At 62.0% G+C, this 17105-nt stretch carries 15 protein-coding genes and 5 pseudogenes; 13 read left to right on the forward strand and 7 right to left on the reverse strand.

Annotation, left to right across the window (positions count from 1 at the left end; all coding sequences use genetic code 11):
* Positions 1 to 44: 44 nt before the first annotated feature.
* Entirely contained in the window at positions 45 to 1181 is a 1137-nt protein-coding gene (locus tag GHK62_RS33500; RefSeq protein WP_167528183.1) for a SpvB/TcaC N-terminal domain-containing protein, read from the forward strand.
* Positions 1182 to 1626: 445 nt separating this feature from the next.
* Here GHK62_RS33500 and GHK62_RS34160 read toward each other — a convergent pair.
* Positions 1627 to 2071 (reverse strand): annotated as a pseudogene (locus tag GHK62_RS34160) (TA system VapC family ribonuclease toxin).
* Complete coding sequence (locus tag GHK62_RS07750) at positions 2068 to 2295, reverse strand: CopG family transcriptional regulator (RefSeq protein WP_153437820.1); 228 nt, start codon at positions 2293 to 2295, stop codon at positions 2068 to 2070. The pseudogene GHK62_RS34160 and the gene GHK62_RS07750 overlap by 4 nt, the downstream one beginning before the upstream one ends.
* A 166-nt stretch (positions 2296 to 2461) precedes the next feature.
* Here GHK62_RS07750 and GHK62_RS34165 point away from each other — a divergent pair.
* Positions 2462 to 2763: pseudogene (locus GHK62_RS34165) on the forward strand (substrate-binding domain-containing protein); the annotation flags it as partial.
* Here GHK62_RS34165 and GHK62_RS34820 read toward each other — a convergent pair.
* Positions 2744 to 2869, reverse strand: a complete 126-nt coding sequence (locus GHK62_RS34820) for a hypothetical protein (RefSeq protein ID WP_268833797.1) — start codon at positions 2867 to 2869, stop codon at positions 2744 to 2746. The pseudogene GHK62_RS34165 and the gene GHK62_RS34820 sit on opposite strands and share 20 nt — an antisense overlap.
* 645 nt (positions 2870 to 3514) lie before the next feature.
* Here GHK62_RS34820 and GHK62_RS07755 point away from each other — a divergent pair.
* The 4 genes and pseudogenes from GHK62_RS07755 to GHK62_RS07770 all read left to right on the forward strand — a co-directional run bounded on the left by GHK62_RS07755 (position 3515) and on the right by GHK62_RS07770 (position 7923).
* Positions 3515 to 5627: pseudogene (locus GHK62_RS07755) on the forward strand (ParB/RepB/Spo0J family partition protein).
* 107 nt (positions 5628 to 5734) lie between these two features.
* Positions 5735 to 6925 (forward strand): DUF932 domain-containing protein, encoded by a 1191-nt coding sequence (locus tag GHK62_RS07760; RefSeq protein ID WP_153437822.1) that lies wholly within the window; start codon positions 5735 to 5737, stop codon positions 6923 to 6925.
* A gap of 193 nt (positions 6926 to 7118) precedes the next feature.
* A complete protein-coding gene (locus GHK62_RS07765) occupies positions 7119 to 7562 on the forward strand; it encodes a DUF3846 domain-containing protein (RefSeq protein ID WP_153437824.1) in 444 nt (147 codons plus the stop codon).
* A gap of 127 nt (positions 7563 to 7689) precedes the next feature.
* Positions 7690 to 7923, forward strand: coding sequence for a hypothetical protein (locus tag GHK62_RS07770; RefSeq protein ID WP_234886822.1), 234 nt, complete (start codon positions 7690 to 7692; stop codon positions 7921 to 7923).
* A gap of 57 nt (positions 7924 to 7980) precedes the next feature.
* On the opposite strand, the gene GHK62_RS07775 is transcribed toward GHK62_RS07770, so the two are convergent.
* Together GHK62_RS07775 and GHK62_RS07780 are read right to left on the reverse strand one after the other, a co-directional pair.
* Positions 7981 to 9171, reverse strand: coding sequence for a DUF1173 domain-containing protein (locus GHK62_RS07775; RefSeq protein ID WP_184108714.1), 1191 nt, complete (start codon positions 9169 to 9171; stop codon positions 7981 to 7983).
* 122 nt (positions 9172 to 9293) lie between these two features.
* Positions 9294 to 9538, reverse strand: a pseudogene (locus GHK62_RS07780) (ATP-binding protein); the annotation flags it as partial.
* Positions 9539 to 9744: 206 nt separating this feature from the next.
* Here GHK62_RS07780 and GHK62_RS07785 point away from each other — a divergent pair.
* From GHK62_RS07785 to GHK62_RS07795, 3 genes and pseudogenes are all read left to right on the forward strand, one after another.
* Positions 9745 to 10071 carry a hypothetical protein gene (locus GHK62_RS07785; protein WP_153437826.1) on the forward strand — a complete coding sequence of 109 codons (327 nt, stop codon included), beginning with the start codon at positions 9745 to 9747 and terminating at the stop codon, positions 10069 to 10071.
* A gap of 15 nt (positions 10072 to 10086) precedes the next feature.
* Positions 10087 to 11123: pseudogene (locus tag GHK62_RS07790) on the forward strand (DUF7146 domain-containing protein).
* Between the two features lie 384 nt (positions 11124 to 11507).
* Positions 11508 to 12449, forward strand: a complete 942-nt coding sequence (locus tag GHK62_RS07795) for a DUF2493 domain-containing protein (RefSeq protein ID WP_153437828.1) — start codon at positions 11508 to 11510, stop codon at positions 12447 to 12449.
* A 653-nt stretch (positions 12450 to 13102) separates the two neighbouring features.
* Here GHK62_RS07795 and GHK62_RS07800 read toward each other — a convergent pair.
* Positions 13103 to 13507, reverse strand: a complete 405-nt coding sequence (locus GHK62_RS07800) for a type II toxin-antitoxin system VapC family toxin (protein WP_184108712.1) — start codon at positions 13505 to 13507, stop codon at positions 13103 to 13105.
* Positions 13504 to 13764: an antitoxin gene (locus tag GHK62_RS07805; RefSeq protein WP_153437830.1), complete on the reverse strand. Its 261-nt coding sequence runs from the start codon at positions 13762 to 13764 to the stop codon at positions 13504 to 13506. Before GHK62_RS07805 ends, GHK62_RS07800 begins: the two co-directional genes overlap by 4 nt.
* 1001 nt (positions 13765 to 14765) lie before the next feature.
* Between GHK62_RS07805 and GHK62_RS07810 the strand changes: the two genes are divergently transcribed.
* From GHK62_RS07810 to GHK62_RS07825, 4 genes are all read left to right on the forward strand, one after another.
* On the forward strand, positions 14766 to 15089 hold the full coding sequence (locus GHK62_RS07810; RefSeq protein ID WP_153437831.1) for a DUF736 domain-containing protein: 324 nt from the start codon (positions 14766 to 14768) through the stop codon (positions 15087 to 15089).
* A 67-nt stretch (positions 15090 to 15156) separates the two neighbouring features.
* Entirely contained in the window at positions 15157 to 15567 is a 411-nt protein-coding gene (locus GHK62_RS07815) for a hypothetical protein (RefSeq protein ID WP_153437833.1), read from the forward strand.
* 137 nt (positions 15568 to 15704) lie between these two features.
* Positions 15705 to 16499, forward strand: a complete 795-nt coding sequence (locus GHK62_RS07820; protein WP_184108710.1) for a class I SAM-dependent methyltransferase — start codon at positions 15705 to 15707, stop codon at positions 16497 to 16499.
* 117 nt (positions 16500 to 16616) lie between these two features.
* A complete protein-coding gene (locus tag GHK62_RS07825) occupies positions 16617 to 17099 on the forward strand; it encodes a GNAT family N-acetyltransferase (protein ID WP_153438021.1) in 483 nt (160 codons plus the stop codon).
* The last annotated feature ends 6 nt before the right edge of the window (positions 17100 to 17105 follow it).

Here is a 17105-nt window from a genome sequence, read left to right on the forward strand (position 1 = left end):
TTGCTCCGTGCCCTTGCCGATGCCACGCATTACCTTCGCCCGGCGTGGCGACGGATGGCGATCTCAGTGACGCCGGCGTTGACAGCGCGATCTGGGAGCCGGCGGCGGAACTGCCGGAACATCAGCCGCAACCGGATCAGCCGGATCTGTCGAATGAGAAGACGGTCGAGGCCGACGCCGCAGATGCCCCGACGATCGGGCTGGCGGCGGCAGCGGCGACGAGCGCCCCGACGGAAACGCATGTCATCGCCGCAACCAAGCCGGCGGCCGGCCGGCCGGGGGTGGCGTCACGGATGGACGTCACCAACAACGGTGCCTTTTCCTATAGCTATCCGATCGCGCTGCCGGCCTTCCGCGACCTCGAGCCGAAGCTCGAGCTGAACTACAATTCCAGTCGCAAGACCAGGACCGGTGGCGACTATCAGGGCTATCTCGGTTACCAATGGGGGCTGTCGGGCGTGCCGGTCATCGAGCGCGCCGGCTACCAGCTCGGGGTGCCGCAGTATGTGGCCGAGGACGTTTACCTCTTGAACGGCGAACCGCTCGCCAAATGCGCCGCCGGAACCGCCAGTCCGGGCACCTCTTGCAAGGCCGGCGGCAACTGGGTCTCCGAGGTCGAGAACCACCTGAAGATCCATTTCGACGGCACCGCCTGGATGGTGACCGGCCGCGACGGCACGGTGACGACGTTCACCGCCGTTGGCCAGCTGCCCGGCGCGCCCGCCGGACCGCATCCCGATGCCGCGCTCAACTACCACTTTTTGGCGACATCGGTCGTCGACGTCAACGGCAACCGGGTCGACTATTCTTACGATTGCGTCGACCTGCCGGTCTGCTATCCGAAGGTCATTTCCTACAACGAGCGCGCGGTCGAGTTCTTCTACGACGTCCGTCCGGATTATCTCCTCGATCTTGCCTCGGGCGCGGTGGCGGCGACGTTCCCCGGATTCAACTGGACGCATCTCGCAGGCGATGCGCAAGCCGCACTACGTGCGCTCTCCAGCGTCACAAACGTCAAGGTCATTTCCTCGCCCAACCTGATGGTGATCAACAATCAGCAAGCCAAGCTTCAGGTCGGCGATCAGGTGCCGACGATTACCCAGACGAGCAGGAGCACGACGTCATTGCCGCCGATATCATTCGTCGGATCCTTCCGAATGAGACTTTTCCGGTCGCCTTGACGTTTGTCGTCACGCGGGACGTTGTGCCGGGCGAAACCCAAATTGCTGGCGCTGCTGGCGAAAGGAAAGGCGGCGTCCTTGAAACAATAGTCGCGCCTGACCCCTGCGTCCCTTGTATTATATCTGGCTCCATACTCTGCTCGTGCAACACTATGCTGTTCGAGCTGATGGCTGTCCTTCAGCTTGGAACATGGTCAGAAGAATGAGGTGCGGATGGGGATCTGCGCTGCGTTGGCTAACAATCGCTTCGCGCGTTGGCCTGGCGCCGCGCAGACGCGCCGTCAACGACAAACTTCAACTGACGGCAATCGGCTGCGGTGTCGACACTTTGGGGCGTCACAGCGGGGGCGTCTGCTTTCTTCGGCAATAGTAGTCGCGGTGATCGCGGTGGGACCTGGCCTGCGCCACCGATCTACGTTCTGCTGGGTTAATGTATCGACGGAACTCACGACCTATTTGCGGTGATCAGGTGCAAGGCGGAATTGCCCCTTGTGACCGCCGCTGCTGAGAGCTTGCGATCGAACGTCGCCAACTTGCCCCCACGCGCCTTGGCGAGCGCAAGCAGATAGGTGTCAGTTACCTGCCCCGAAGTTAGGATTTTCGTGGGGGCAATATCGCCTGACCCGACAAGACTCACATCGTCCGGCCAAAAATCATGACCGGGGAGCGACCGCAATTTGCTGACGATCTCAATCACGAGTGACGGGGAACCGGGAGAATTGGGATATTTGGAGCTGCCGACAAGTCCGGATGACGCCATTTTCGGTGGTGGGGCAGGTAGCCCAGGCGGTCTGACCCGTCGCCGCAAACCATTCGTGCGCATCGTCATGGGCTACATGGCCCGGATCGGTTAAGGCAATCAGCACATTGACATCGAGCAGGAAAGTCACGGCAGTTCGTCACGCAAGGCGTTGACGATTTCGAGCGTCACCGGACGCGCATCCGGCCGAGGCGACAGGAGAGGAATTCCATTGCGTTCGCCGCTGCTGCGCGGTCGGCGCAGAGAACGTCTCGCCAACTCGGAAATGACCTCGCCCACGCTCCGGTGCTGCTGGGCTGCCATTGCCTTTGCGGCGATCAGGACATCGTCGTCGATTGCCAGGGTCGTTCTCATATCCGCCTCATCGCGCATCAATCATCACGCATCATATCAAGCAAGAGATCGCTATTCTCAAGGTCGCTTACTCCAAAACTTCATTGCCCGGCATTTGGAATCGCGGGAGCACCGCGTTCGATGTTGGTGGGTTCTTCCTGCGAGCGGGCAAGCGGCGAGCGATTTTCGGGTGCGGCAATATTTCTGTGCTCATGACGGCCTTGCCCTGACTGTTGTCACTGAGGTTTTCGGCCCTGGCTACGGTATCCCTGAAGATGTCTCGTGGTCGGCTTCGGGGACTTCTCCCCGGCGACTCAGATTTCACCGCCGCTGACCACCGTGCCCATGGAAGGCGCCGAATGCGGCGCCGTGGGTCTCAGGTTGCTGGTCCAACGGATCGAGCAGCCGCGCCTGCCCGGCATGCTACGGCACATTGAAATTCTTCGCCTGATAGCAGAAGGCGCGGGGCTTATTTTCGCTTCCAGATGACCCGCATGACCGCGCCGTCGATCCAGCAAGCGCGCTCGCCGGCAAAGGTGGTCGTCGCGAGCACGTCGTTGTAATGGTCGACATACATGTAATAAGGTGATGTCATGTTTCCGAGTGTGCAGCGCTTTGGGCCAGAGGTGCAACTTCAGGCGCTGCCAACCGGCGGCAATTGAGAGAGTTCAGCCCCACTCCCGTTTTCCACACCGACTTTTGCGGGCGAAGCAGGCCCGGACCTTGAACGCGCTTTCCATTGCGCGGAAGAAAGATGAGCGAGGTCTCAGTTGTCGGCGCCGGCGACTAACCCGTTTGTGCAACAAGCCCGATGCTTACGCAGGAAGCGAGATGTTACTCACAGGAGGGACCTGGCGCTCGGAGCAATCAAATCAGCTCGGACGAAAGGGGCGCGACCTGCTGCATGAGATAAAAAAATCGGGCCGCCGGAAGACCGAGGCCCGTTTTGAGGTGTGAAGGTGTCTAACCTCCAGAGGGGAACAGCCGACGCGATGGTACTGGGAGGAAAACCATCACTCTGCATCAGCTATGGTCAGTATGCTCATTTGCTGGGCAATCGACAATCATTTATTGTGCAGTGCAGCTATGCGTATCCGCGGTCTCGATCTGTTGGCGGAAGCGCTTCCGCGTCCGTTCGGCGGGTCGGCAGGACGGCAGAGGGAGGGGAGGGAGGGTGGATCCGTGACGGGTTGAGAAGTGCGGAGAGAGGCTCCGGCTGGCTCGTCATGGAGAAATGGACATGGCTCAAGCCAACCAGAAAATCGTTCTCAGCGCCGCGCGTGACATCCCCTTCAACAGGCTCGTCCTGTCGCAGCAGAACGTCCGCAGGACCAAGGCTGGTGTTTCGATCGAGGATCTTGCCGAAGACATTGCACGCCGCGGTCTGCTATCGAGCCTCAACGTGCGGCCCGAACTCGCGCCCGATGGCAAGGAGACCGGCTTCTACCGCATTCCGGCCGGCGGACGGCGCTACCGTGCCTTGGAGCGGCTGGTCAGCCAGAATCGCCTGGCAAAGACGGCGGCTGTTCCCTGCATCGTCAGCAGGGGTGAGACGCTCGAGGTCGAGGACTCTCTTGCCGAGAACGTGCATCGCCTGCAACTCCATCCGCTAGACCAATTCCGCGCCTTCCAGACGCTCCGCGAACAGGGGCTGGACGAGGAGGAAATCGCCGCGCGGTTCTTCGTCAGCATCGCGACTGTCCGGCAGCGGCTGCGGCTCGCCTCCGTCTCGCCGCGGCTGCTCGAGCTTTACGCCAATGACGAAATGAAGCTTGAACAGGTCATGGCTTTCTCGATCAGCGACGACCATGTCCGGCAGGAGCAGGTCTGGGATACGGTTTCGCGGCAGCATTCACGCGAACCTTACTACATCCGCAGGCTGCTCACCGAGACCGCGATCCGGGCGACCGACCGCCGCGCCGTCTATGTCGGCGTCGAGGCGTACGAGGCGGCGGGCGGGGCCGTGATGCGCGACCTGTTCGATGAGGACAATGGCGGATGGCTGCAGGACCCGGCGTTGCTCGAACGACTCGTGATTGAGAAGCTCACGGCCGACGCCGAGGCCCTCAAGGCCGCGGAAGGCTGGAAATGGGTCGAGGCTGCCTTCGATTTCCCGTACGGATATACCTCCGGTCTTCGCCGCTTCTACGGCGAGCGGGCCGAGTTCACTGAAGGCGAAGGCGCTCACTTTGATCAGGTCAAGGCGCAATACGAAAAGCTCGACGCCGAATATGCCGGCATGACCGGGTATTGCAAAGAGACCGAGCAGCGACTGGTGGAACTCGGAAACGAGCTCGACCGGTTGAAGGACCGGCCCCATGTCTTCGATCCCGCTGAAGTCGCTCGCGGCGGAGTCTTCATCTCGCTCGGTGCTGATGGTGAGCTCAAGATCGAGCGTGGTTTTGTCCGGCCCGAGGATGAGCCGCAAGTCGAAGGCGTTGTTGATGGTGCGTCGGATGCCGATGGTGAAACCGGTGATGACGTGTCTGCGTCGTCGTCCGTTGGCGAAGCCGCAGTGACCGGCGCGCCCGCTCACAATGCACAGATCGACGAGGGGGGACGACGACGGCAAACTCCGACCGCTCTCCGACCGTCTTGTCGAGGACCTGACGGCGACGCGCACGGTCGCCCTCAGGAACGCGCTGGCGAACAATCCGGCCATTGCTTTCATCGCGGCCTTACATGTCTTCGTCCTGAAGACCTTCTACGTCTACGGGTCGGATTCGTGCCTGGAAGTGACGCTCCAGAGCGCGAAGTTCGGCCAGACGCAGGGGCTCGGCGATACGGTCTGGGCGAAGGAGATCGAACTGCGGCACGAGGCCTGGGGGCAGGATCTTCCGAAAAACCCGAATGAGCTCTGGGATTTCCTGCTTGCGCTCGATGACGTCAGCCGCCAGGTGCTCTTCGCCCATTGCATCTCGCTCTCCGTCAATGCGGTTGTTCAGCCATGGAACCGACGGCCGGCGGCGATCGCCCATGCCGATCGGCTCGCTCGCTCGATCGGCTTCGACATGGTGGAGGCAGGCTGGGAGCCGACGGTCGACAACTATCTCGGCCGGGTGACGAAGGCGCATATCCTTGAGGCGGTCCGCGAGGCGAAAGGCGAGCAGTCGACGGAGCTCATTGATCACCTGAAGAAGCAGGATATGGCGCGTGAAGCCGCGCGGCTGCTGAAAGGCGGCAGATGGCTTCCTGAACCGCTTCGGCTCGCTGTCGACGACGTGCCGATCGGCGACGCCATTGCCACGACTGACGTCACGATCGAGGACGATCCTTCCGAAGACGTGCATGCCGAAAAGGCGTCCCCCGACGCTCTCGAAGACGAGCATCAGGACCTCGCAGCTGCAGAGTAACCTGCGTATCCCTTCCCACTACTACATCGTCGCCTGCCACCCCGGCAGCAATCATCCCCATCGGCCCGGCCCTCGCGCCGGGCGCTTTCATTTTTAGGAGACTGCACATGAACACCATGGTTTCCAGCGTTCAGCCGGCGTCGACTGGCTTCAGGGTCGACATCTCGCACGGAGAGCGCGTCGGTCGCGTGTCGTCGGAATGGTTCTCACGCCCTGACGACGAGCGCTACCTCTCCCTTGGCGAACTCTACGATGCGGTGAAATCGCGGGCCGACCGCGCCCATGCCCGCACGGTCGAAAGCTCCGCCATCCGCGTCGAGGCGAGCCGTAATAATGCCGAGCGGCTCGAACTGATCGTTGCCGCTGAGACACGGCCCGTCACGCCGACACACTGGAGCTACGGACAGCTTTGCGGCCTGGTCGGCGCGCCGGCGAGCTATATGCGCCAGCTTCCCGCTCCGCTTGCCGGCATCAACCTCCAGCACGGGCTCATCAACCACAGCGCCGAATTGGTAAAGACGCTCGAGGCCGACGACGGACGGCTCGAGCTCAGGGCGATTACCGGGCCAGAATACGGGAGAGTGTGGGACCATGAGCTTGTGTCAGCCGTCATGAACATCGCCGGCAATGGCACCGGCGACACGATGTGGAAGGTGCCGGGCGTTCTCGACTGGTCGACGATGACCCACAATCCCTTCGTCGACATCAGCAAGGAGACCACCACGCTCTATGCCAGCGACCGCGACGTCTTCCTCTTCCTCGTCGACGACACGCACCCGATCGAAGCCGGGCGCCTGCCGAACGGCGAACCGGATCTCTATTTCCGCGGCTTCTATTGCTGGAACAGTGAAGTAGGCTCGAAGACACTCGGCATTGCCTCCTTCTACCTGCGGGCCGTGTGCTGCAATCGTAATCTCTGGGGCGTCGAGAATTTCGAGGAGATCGTCATTCGCCATTCGAAGTTTGCCGGCCATCGCTTCGCCCATGAGGCTGCACCGGCGCTGAACAACTTTGCGAATTCGTCCCCGGCGCCCTTTGTTGCCGGCATCAGGGCGGCACGCGAGCGCATCGTCGCCGGCACCGATGACGACCGGCAGGGTTTCTTGCGCAAGCGCGGCTTCTCGAAGGCTGAAACCGCCAGGATCATCGACACCGTCCTGCGGGAAGAAGGCCGGCCCCCGGAATCGATCTTCGATTTTGTCCAGGGAATAACGGCGCTTGCCCGAACGAAGTCTCATCAGGACACCCGCCTCGAACTGGAAGCCAAGGCGAAGAAGCTGCTCGAACAGGCTTCCTGATCCTGCCTCCACTCAAGGATTCCCACCATCCGTCTTATCGCCCGGCTTCGCGCCGGGCTTTTCGCATTCCGAAAAAGGACGATGCAGCGACAGTGGCAAGAGGAGGAGGTGGGCTGAGCCGCGTGTGGCCCGGTCGGAGGTGGAGCGCGTGCTCCGGTGCGGGCCGGTCACTTTCGCGCGCCGGAGAAACACCATGAAAACCACCAAGGCCTATCTCGTGGAGCCGTTGAGCGCCACGATTCGCGTCGTCTCGATACCTCAAGAAAACCGGCTTGCGGTTATCCGAAGCCTCATCGGATGCAACCGCATCGACTTCGTCCGGATGGACGATCGCCTGGCCGTCGTTGTCGATGATAACGGCCTCGATGGCACATTGCCCTGCCTGACGCGGCTCGATGGCTACCCCTCACCGCTCGCCGGTAACCTTCTCGTCATCGGCACGGATGAGAATGGCGACCCTATCGACGTCGCGGCTGGAATCGACGAGATCGCCGGCCGGTTCACCATCATCAGGCCGGTCCTGCGCCCGGTTTTCGAGGTGCTCGAGGGCACGCGGATTTTCGGGAGGCAATTGTGCGCGATGGAAGTGCGCATCGAGCTACGCCCACCCACTGTCGTCAGCGAAAATATCCACTGATCGTCACGGCGCAGACGGTCTGTCTTTGACGCGCATGGCCGGCGCACCGGTCCGTGACCTGTTTCCACCGACCATCATGCCCGGACTTCGACAGAAGCGCCGGGCTTCCCCTGTAGAGGAGAACCCGATGAGCTTCGCAATGCCGAGGCCTACCAATCGCGCCTGCGTTCAGGCGGCGAGCCTGATTGGCGGACGTGCGCTGATGGTCAACGCTGTCGACGAGGAGGCGGCACGGTTCTGGCAGAGACGAGGCTTTATTCCGACAACGGATGATCCGCTCGTCCTCTTTCGATCCATCGCCGCAGCGCATGAGTGCGATAAAGGTCGTCGATTACAACACGGCACGGTCGGGACAGTTTGAGGCTCGGACGGTTCTGTTTCGCTTGCTGTTTCATGCTTTACGGGCGCCGACCGACCACTACGGCAATCTCGGCATTTCGCCCTCGGTTACGCGCCAGACCCATGGGGTCATCTCGGGTCTTGCCTCGATCATTTCGGCCATGGCGCGCTCATAGTCCTCACCTCTCCCAGCCGGGACGATGAACATGGCGACCGGGGAGGGCCGCTGCTCCGGGAGCGTAACCGAAACGATCGGTTGATCGCGCGAGAGGTTGAAACGCAACCCCTTGACGCTCTTGCGTCGCAGTCCTGACAATCTCTCCAGAAGAAGCCGCTCGTGAGTGCTTTCGAACGGGATCCAGTTCTCGTTCACCACCATCATGGCGACCTCTTCGACGGCAGCGACCCCGGATGGCGAAATTCCGAAGGTCGCGATCAGGATGAGGTGGAATTCGCCGTTCGAGCGCCAAAGCTCAAGTTCCGTTTCGTATCTGGCAACGAGCCGCTTCCATGTCCCTTCCTCGATCATAAGGGGAAAGGGCAGATGCCGGAGCGTGATGCGGTGTCCCTCGCGGGCAACTGTGAACTCCTTCACTTCCGCAACGATGATCATCAGCTTGCGCGGCCCCGTCAGGGATGCTTGCGCGCCGGCAAGTGCTGTAGCCCGGCGCGCCGCAATTCCTTCCTTGTCCTCGTGATGGAAAACCTCCGGCACGAACAGCACGTCGCTGAGCTCTCCGCCTCGTGCCGTCATTTGCGACGCAGCATTCGTCAGGCTCGTGCGTACCCGGCCCCAGCCACGCCTGCCGCCCCAGGAGGAGCGCCATGCGGTCAGTTCCCCTATTTCCCACAGGTAGTGCAGCATGGCGCGCAACGAGAGCTTCTTCGTTTCGTTGCGGATGGCGGGCTCCGACGGTTCTGTCGGTGCAGTCGGCCCCGTGCGCGGGCCTCTCTTCGTCATCGAGAAATCGAGCTTCAGGGCCGAGCGGCCGTTGGCATCGATCTGTATGGCATTGCCGATCAAAGGCCCGAGGCCGGTCAACTCGTAGGGAGCCTCATAAGATGGGCAGGCCGGCTCGTGATCACGCCCGGAAAGCGGCATGCGTTTGACGAGATACTGTCCGTCTATCCGCGCGATGTACATGGCAACCGACGGATCCTTGCACTGGCAATGCGGCCGGAGCTTCTGCTCGTAAGCGTGGGGAAGGAGGCTTCGAAGATCAGCAGAATCCTCTGCGTATGACGTGTCGCCGATCAGAAACCGTCGCACACCGCTCCTCCTGCCTTGTCTCGGAAATCTCGTTCAGACGGATCGTCCAATGGCAATGTAGCCGAATCCTTCGGTTAGACTAACTCAAACAAAGCAGTATGTGCAATGTCGGATGATCTGCTTTATCGCCACAGGCAGGACAGTGGCGCCGCGGCAATCCTGTCGCCGAACGGCACAACATCGGTATTGTCATAAAGGACGGCGCCAAAGGCAGATTTCTCGCCATATGCTTCTGCAAGCGTCCTGATGCCCCCGAATCGCTCACCTTCACGGTGGCGCTTGCGCTGACCTCGATCGCTGCGATCGTGCCATCGTCGCGCTCGAGCACCACATCCAACTCGCGCATCTGCTGGTCCCGGAAATGATCATTGGAAATCAACAGGCTGTTGATTGGGATGTCACGTGATGAAACCTGGAAGTCGCTCACGGCATGAACTTGAACCAATACCCCCTCTTCTTCGGAGAGGACGCTGCGCGACGCAGGAGGGAGAGGGGGGCCGGGAAAGGTCGGCTTGGCAGGGCTTGGAGAGCGCCCGCGAGGTCGTCCATTTCTCGCTCTCTACGGGGTTCCCCATGAACGTCATCGCTTCTAAAGTCACGAACGTGGCCGCCGCACCGCTCATTGTCGCCGGCCGGCCCGTCCCAATGCTGAATGCCGGCCATGAGCTCCTTCCGCACCTCAACCGCGGCCGCTCCATCGGCGCAGCCGATCGTCGGCCCCTTATGACGCATGCCTTTAGCGGCAGCGATACCGAGTTCTGGTCATGGGAAGGCGCGTTCGAGGCGACTGAGACGGCTAAGGCCCTGCTTCGATGCAAGTTCGGCGCGGTGATTGCCCGGGCGAACGCGCCGGAGGTGGCACTCGGACTTCGCCGCATCGCTGTCGCGACTCTCAAGTGACGGAGGCTGCCGCCCATGTTGTCCGCTTCGGAACTGGCGGATCGTCTCGCGCGCGATGCCGAGGCGGCCTGCCGCCACTATCTCTCAGCCGGCCGTCGGGTCGGCAACTACTGGATCGTCGGAAACGTCGCCAACGACGAGGGCCGCTCGCTCTACGTTCAACTTGCCGGCCCGCGCGCCGGAAAATGGGTCGATGCGGCGACCGGCCAATACGGGGACCTGCTCGACCTCGTGCGGGAGGCCTGCGGGCTCATCGACTTCCGCGACGTTGCCGCAGAAGTGCGGCACTTCTTGAGCCTGCCCCAATCCCAACCGGCGTCGCCCCGAAAGGGCGACGCCCGGGACCTTTCTTCGGTCGACAGACCAGCCTGGGAACGCGTCCGCCGCCTGTTCCGGATGACGGAGCCACTGGCGGGGACGCTCGCCGAGCGCTACCTGCGTGAGCGCGGCATCCTGCGGGCACCCGCACAGCCGGCGCTGCGGTTCCATCCATCCTGCTACTACCGGGATCTGGTGAGCGGTCGGACGATGAGCATTCCGGCCCTGATCGCCGCGGTGACCGATCCCTCCGGCGCGATCACCGGAGTGCACCGAACCTGGCTTGACCCGAACGGCGACGGCAAGGCCAAGGTGGACGATCCCCGCCGTGCGCTCGGCCGCCTCCTCGGCAATGGCGTGCGTTTCTGTTTTCCGAGCAGCGCGCGCGTTTCGGTGATGGCGGCCGGCGAGGGCCTCGAAAGCATGCTGTCGCTCTCCCAGGTGATGCCGGGCATGCCAATGGTTTCGGCGCTGACTGCAAATCACCTCGCCGCGTTCCGGCTCCCGAGGGTTGCCAGCGCCTCTATATTGCCGCCGACGCCGATGCGGCCGGCCGCCATGGTCTCGAGGCATTGAGCCGCCGGGCGCAGGCGGCGAGAATCCTGCCGCTCGTGCTCGCTCCGGAACTCGGCGATTTCAACGAGGATCTGCGGCAGCTGGGGCCGGAACGGCTCATAGCCCATTTGCGGGCGGAGCTCGCGCCGGAAGACGCGCTGGCTTTTCTGCCCGCTTGAGGCGGCCGGCAGGGGCCGCGAGCCGGTGCAGCGCCACCGCATTAGGGAAGGCGCGTCGCTGGCGCCTGTCCTTCCGGTGGGCGCACACCCGCGGGCCTGCCGGGAGCCGACCCTTACCACGCGGTCCCGGGCCTTCAGCGGGGCAGTCAGGTTTCTTCCCCTGCCGGGCCAGCTTCACGCATCGGCCATTCCGAAAATCCGTTCCCCGGTTCTCGGGCCGATGCGATGGCCCGGCATTCCTCGCGGGACAAGAAACCTTCTTGTCCCCGCCCTGCGCTTGCGCTGGGCCGCGGCGCAAAGCGCCGCGGTTCCGGCCCGGCTGTCGCGTGGGAGGGACCGCCGTCAGGCCGCGAGAGGCGCGGCCGCAACCGGATGGAGAGACCCATGGACCTTTCGCTTCCCCTTGACGACGGCTACGACCTCCACCACGCGTCTTCGCCGACCAGCCGTTTCATCTACGAGATGCAGCTTTACGGCCATCGCCCCTTCCAGGATGAGCCGGACCCGCGGCCGCTGCCCGAGGAGCCGGTCGTCCAGTCGGCGCTCACCACGATCTTCGATGCCCTGTTCGGGATGCTCAGCGACACGCGGTTGGAGCCTGATCTCGAAGGCTTGCTCTGGTCGATGGTCAATCTCTTCCATCGCGCCGGCGAGCGCATCCAGCGGGAGCTTCAGCGCAACGAGGACGGGCAACGCGCCGGACAAAGCGAACAGGACGGCTCGGAAGTGAAGAGCGTCGAGCTGGAACGCCTTGTCGCCGAGGGCATCACGCTTCTGGAGCGCCGCAACGCCTTCGAGTTCATGCGCGATTATGCGGCTGACCTGTTCGAGGCTGAGACCGGGTCGGCATGGCGGCCGCGCACCGGCTCGAAGGTCAACCACGCCCACATGACCGCGGCGATGATCGACAGCCGCGATTTCCTGTCCGCCCGCCGGCGCGCTGAGACCGAGGTGTTGATCCCCGCCGGCACCAAGATCGCCTTCGGCGGCGGCATCGACTACAACGACCATCAGGCGATCTGGGACGCGCTTGATCGCGCCCGGACGAAGTTCCCGGACATGGTGCTGCTGCACGGCGGCTCGCCGAAGGGCGCGGAGCGCATCGCCGCCTGCTGGGCCGAGACCCGCAAGGTGACGCAGATCGCCTTCAAGCCGAACTGGACGAAGCACGCGAAGGCCGCCCCCTTCCGCCGCAATGACGACATGCTCCTGGCCATGCCGAGCGGAGTCATCATCTTCCCGGGCTCCGGCATTACCGGGAATCTCGCCGACAAGGCCCGCCGCTTCGGCATACCGGTCTGGCGCTTCGGAGGGAATGGCGCGTGAGCGCCATTCCCCCTGTCTTGCGTCGTCTTTCCTCATCACTGCGCCAAAACCGAAGTATCGAACCCGCGTTACTGTAAGATATATGCGCTCGCAGGACAGGAACGAGCCATGGCCACGACAGCGCCCAGGACGCACCCGTCTCGATGCGGTTCGGCGACGATGATCTGACCATTGTCGATTGCGGCGCGGAGCTGCTCGGCCTGTCGCGCAAGGCGCAGGCCGGCGAATTCGCGGCTTTGGACGCCACTCCCAAGCATCGGACATGCATGGGTGGAGGGCGCGCCGGCCGCTCGAGGATGTTGGCGGCGTGCTCGGCTATGAGCGCTTCCTGGACATCATGTCGGTGGTGTGGTGGGCATTTCGATCCCGAGTGGGTGGCCTAGCGCATCGGCCCGAAAATCGGCCCCGATTTTCGGAAAGCACGATGCGTGGAATCAAAGAGTTACAGCGTCCTTTGTGCGTCCTAAAGGACGCGCGGAACGCATTGCGCCTGGATGTCAAGCGCCGGCTGTTTCAGCCAAAGCCGAGACGTAGCGAACCGAAGGCGGCGTAAGTAAACGCAGCGCCGCGATCGCCCGCATCACTCCGCCATCAGCATTCAACCTTGACGATCAGGATGTCGCGGATCCCTGGCTGCCCCGAAGCTGCCATGTTCAAAGCGACCAGTCCTCCACACGTAGATTCTCAACCCTGTTGAACTCGCCGACATTGTTGGTGACGAGCGTCAGTCCACGGGCTTTCGCCTGTCCCGCGATCAGCACATCATAGGGGCCGATGGGCGTCCCCTTCGCCGCAAGGGCGGCTCGGATCGCGCCCGCGACAAAGGCATCGTTCTGGTCAAAGTCGAGGATAGGAAAATCCGCCATCAACAAACGCAAGGTTTCGAGGTTGTGTTGGACCTTTGCGCTTCTCTGCGCTCCAAAATAGAGTTCATACGCGACGACCGACGGCAGGCCGATACTGCCCTGAGGGCTATCGAGTACACGGCTGACCAATGTATCCGATTTGCGGCCGATCAAGGCAATGACGGCATTGGTGTCGAGAAGATGCGAGATCACCGAAACACCGCGTCAATGTCTGGCCGATCCTGCTGTTCCGGCTGCTCGCGCCCGCTCTCCATAAAGTCTTCACTCATGCCACGGGCGAGCGCCGCCTTCAGCGACGACCACGGCTCGGCCTCCTCGACATGCGGGCGCAGAATGAGAGCATCGCCCTCCTGCGTGATCTCCACGCGGTCGACGTTGAAGCGGAATTCTTTCGGCAGGCGAACAGCCTGCGAATTTCCGGACTGGAATACCCGTGCAAGATGGGGCATGGTCGCCTCCCTTCTGTATCTACTCAGCCGTATATACGATCCTTCGGCCCTCAGTTCAAGAAGGGCTTGATCGCGCCCGGCGATCCGCCGGGCCGAGCTTTATTTCGCCGGTAAGCCGGCTCGACAAAGCCTGCAAGTAGTCGCCGCGGTGATCGACCGGCTGGCGAGCGGCGAGGGGCATGACGCTGGCCATCAGCTCCTGCACGCGAGTCGATGGCCGTCAAGCAATGCCGGATCGCCGTCGATGAATACAGTTGCGATGTCGCCGGGCGCCCCTGGTACGTAGAGCCGGACGCAAAGGCCTTCGGCCGGTTCGGCAGGCCCCAGGTGATGAAGATTGCGGCTGCTTTTTCCAAGGCAATCCGGCCGGCGGCATGTGCACGGGGTGAACGAGAGCCGACCCCGCTTGTACATCCCTGCCAAGGAGACTGCGGTCGTGCCGAGGCCGGACGGTGGGCAAGATTGCCGAAGATCGCTGGTCAGGGCCGGCGCGGGCCAGCTGTGCAAGATATTGCCGCGTGGCTTGCTGGCGATATGGTCACCGCATTCGGATCAACGTGCAGCCGACAGACGTGGCGGGAGTGGAGTGCGCTCGCTCGCGCCAATTGGCAGGGATGGATGAGAATGACGGTGGGTCGGACGGTGTGCCCGTATCGGAAGGTGCTGGCGGTCTTCTGCAGTGCTGGACGGGGCGGCCGGTGTGGTCTGTCGCCAGCTTCGGTTGCACGAGACCATTCCCGTTTCTGTGTCGCCCTTTAGCCGACCGCCTGCTTTCGCGGTCAACCCCTGAAGGGGTACGTCTCGGCAAAAATTCCGCAAAATTCGACTTCGGTTCTTCATGCGGGCGCCTGGCGCATTCCCGCCCGCAATCGGTGAAAGCGCGCCCGCTTTTTGGCGGAAAGTAGAATTTTGCAGCATTTTCGCCGAGATGACCGCAGCAGACCGGCCGTCTCTTCACGCGCCATCGGGAATGGTCCCGAGCAACCGAAGGAGACAGCATCATGGCCACCACAATCGCAACCCTGACCCAGAAGACCGACGGCACCCTCGAAGGCGTCTTCGCCACCATCCGGGTCAACGCCCCGATCGCCATCGTCCCGAACGCCAACAAGACGAGCGACGAGGCCCCCGATTACCGCGTCATCCACCGCAAGACCGGCTTCGAGATCGGCGCGGCCTGGAACCGTATCGCCCGCCAGACCGGCGAAGAATATCTCTCTGTCAAGCTGGAGGCCCCGGAGATCGGGGTGATCTTCGGCAATCTCGCTTCCGCTCCCGGCGGCGATCCGAACCGCAAGGTAATCCTCTGGAACAACCCCAACTGAACGCGACGAGCGGCCCCGAGCAATCGGGGCCGCCATCCAACCTGAAACGTCCGACAAGGAGCCCTTCATGACCCGGTATACGATCACCGTCATCAATCTCAGCGACCACAATACCGATCCCGAAGCAGTCATCGGCTATGATCGCCGGCTGCAGACCTTCTTCCTGCAAGCCTTCCCCGACGCGGAGGGAGAAGACCTCGCGTTGTGGATTGGCACGCAGTACTGTGCCTTCGAAACGCTGACCAGCTTGCGCAGTGCGGCCCGACGGAAACACCGCGTTCCTAAGCTGCAGCCACCAATAGGCAGCGATATTCCATGTCTGACGTCGAACCCTCCCCCAACGAAGCGCCTCTCATGGCATGCTCGCCGGCGCGACGAACTGGTAGTACGCCCACACCAGGACCAACCCTGCTATCACGGCAAGCCAGGTAAGCGCCTTCCGCCGCATTGGACTGATCGTCCTTGGTTGCGGCTTTGATTTCCGTCGTTCAAATTTAATGATGTTGTCGTCGCTCATGTGGTCCCCTTGGTCAGCCGTGGACGTAATAGCACACTGTTGCTGGCTCGTTCGAAACAAATACACTGACAAAATCGTATCCCGAAAAGGAGCACGGCGTGACCCAGGTATCAGAGGCCGAAGTTGCGGCCCGATGGAACGACAATGCCGACCAATGGGCGCATGATGTTCGACACGGTTACGACTCCTATCGAGACCTGTTCACGCTCCCGGCATTCCTGGCCTTCCTTCCCTCAATCAGCGGCTTGGACGTGATCGACTTCGGCTGCGGCGAAGGATCCAATACGAGACGGTTCGCCGCAATGGGTGCCCGGATGACCGGCATCGATCTTTCGGAGCAGATGATCCGGCATGCTCGCGAAATTGAAGAGCGGCAGCCGCTCGGCATCCACTACAGGATTAAATCCTATAGCCAGAAAACCGGTTTCGAGGATGCCTCCTTCGATGCAGTCGTCTCAACCATGGCTTTGATGGATGGACCAGATTTCCCAGCCGCCATGCGGGAGGCATTCAGGTTGCTGCGGCCCGGCGGGTTTATCGCATTCAGCATCCTGCACCCCTGTTTCATTACTCCTGGATTGCGATGGCAGAAGGACATCGACGGGCGAGCGACGGGTCTGGTGGTGTCGCGCTATTTCGATCAAACCAATTTCGTCGAGAGATGGCGCTTTGGCGACCGCCCGAGTGACGAGGACGTCGTGCTGTTTGAGGTGCCACGCTTTCCCCGCACCATCAGCGAATATTTAAACGGCGTCGCCGATGCCGGGTTTCGTATCGTCGAAGTCCGCGAGCCGCAGCCGACGGCGGAGGCATGCGAACTCGCACCTCGTTTCATCAGATGGCGCGATCTCGCCGCTTTCCTACTGATGGTCCGTGCCGAGCGCGTTGCCTGACAGGCCGCCGCCAGTGGGAAGGAAACTTCGTTGTGCTTCTTCGATGCCGCACTCGGGCCGCGTTTGCTGCCGCCCTGGACGTTGCTAGAAATATTCATTCACCGTTATATTTGCAGGATGGAAATCCGACGAGCGTCCCATCTGGATCAAAATGCCATTTGGCGGATCATTGGCCCCGTCATAAGGGCGGGAGAGACGTATGCACTAGATCGCAATTTGAGCAGAGATGAAGCGCTCGGCTACTGGCTCGGTAAGGATCGCGAGACATTTGTAGCCGAAGAGAATGGAGCGGTCGTTGGTACTTATTATATCAGGGCAAATCAGGCTGGTGGCGGAAGCCATGTTTGCAATTGTGGGTACATGACTGATCCGGCTGCCGTCGGGCGTGGTGTGGCAAGAGAGATGCATGCGCATTCGCTCAACCGCGCAAGAGAACGGGGTTTCCGAGCCATGCAGTTCAATTTTGTGATTAGTACAAATGATCGCGCTGTGCGTTTATGGAGATCGCTCGGATTTGAGGAAGTGGGACGCCTTCCTGGTGCATTCCTGCATCCCGCAATGGGCTACGTCGACGCGTTGATCATGTACCGAACGCTCTGAATTTAC

It is taken from the genome of Sinorhizobium terangae, assembly GCF_009601505.1.
Classification (GTDB): domain Bacteria; phylum Pseudomonadota; class Alphaproteobacteria; order Rhizobiales; family Rhizobiaceae; genus Sinorhizobium; species Sinorhizobium terangae.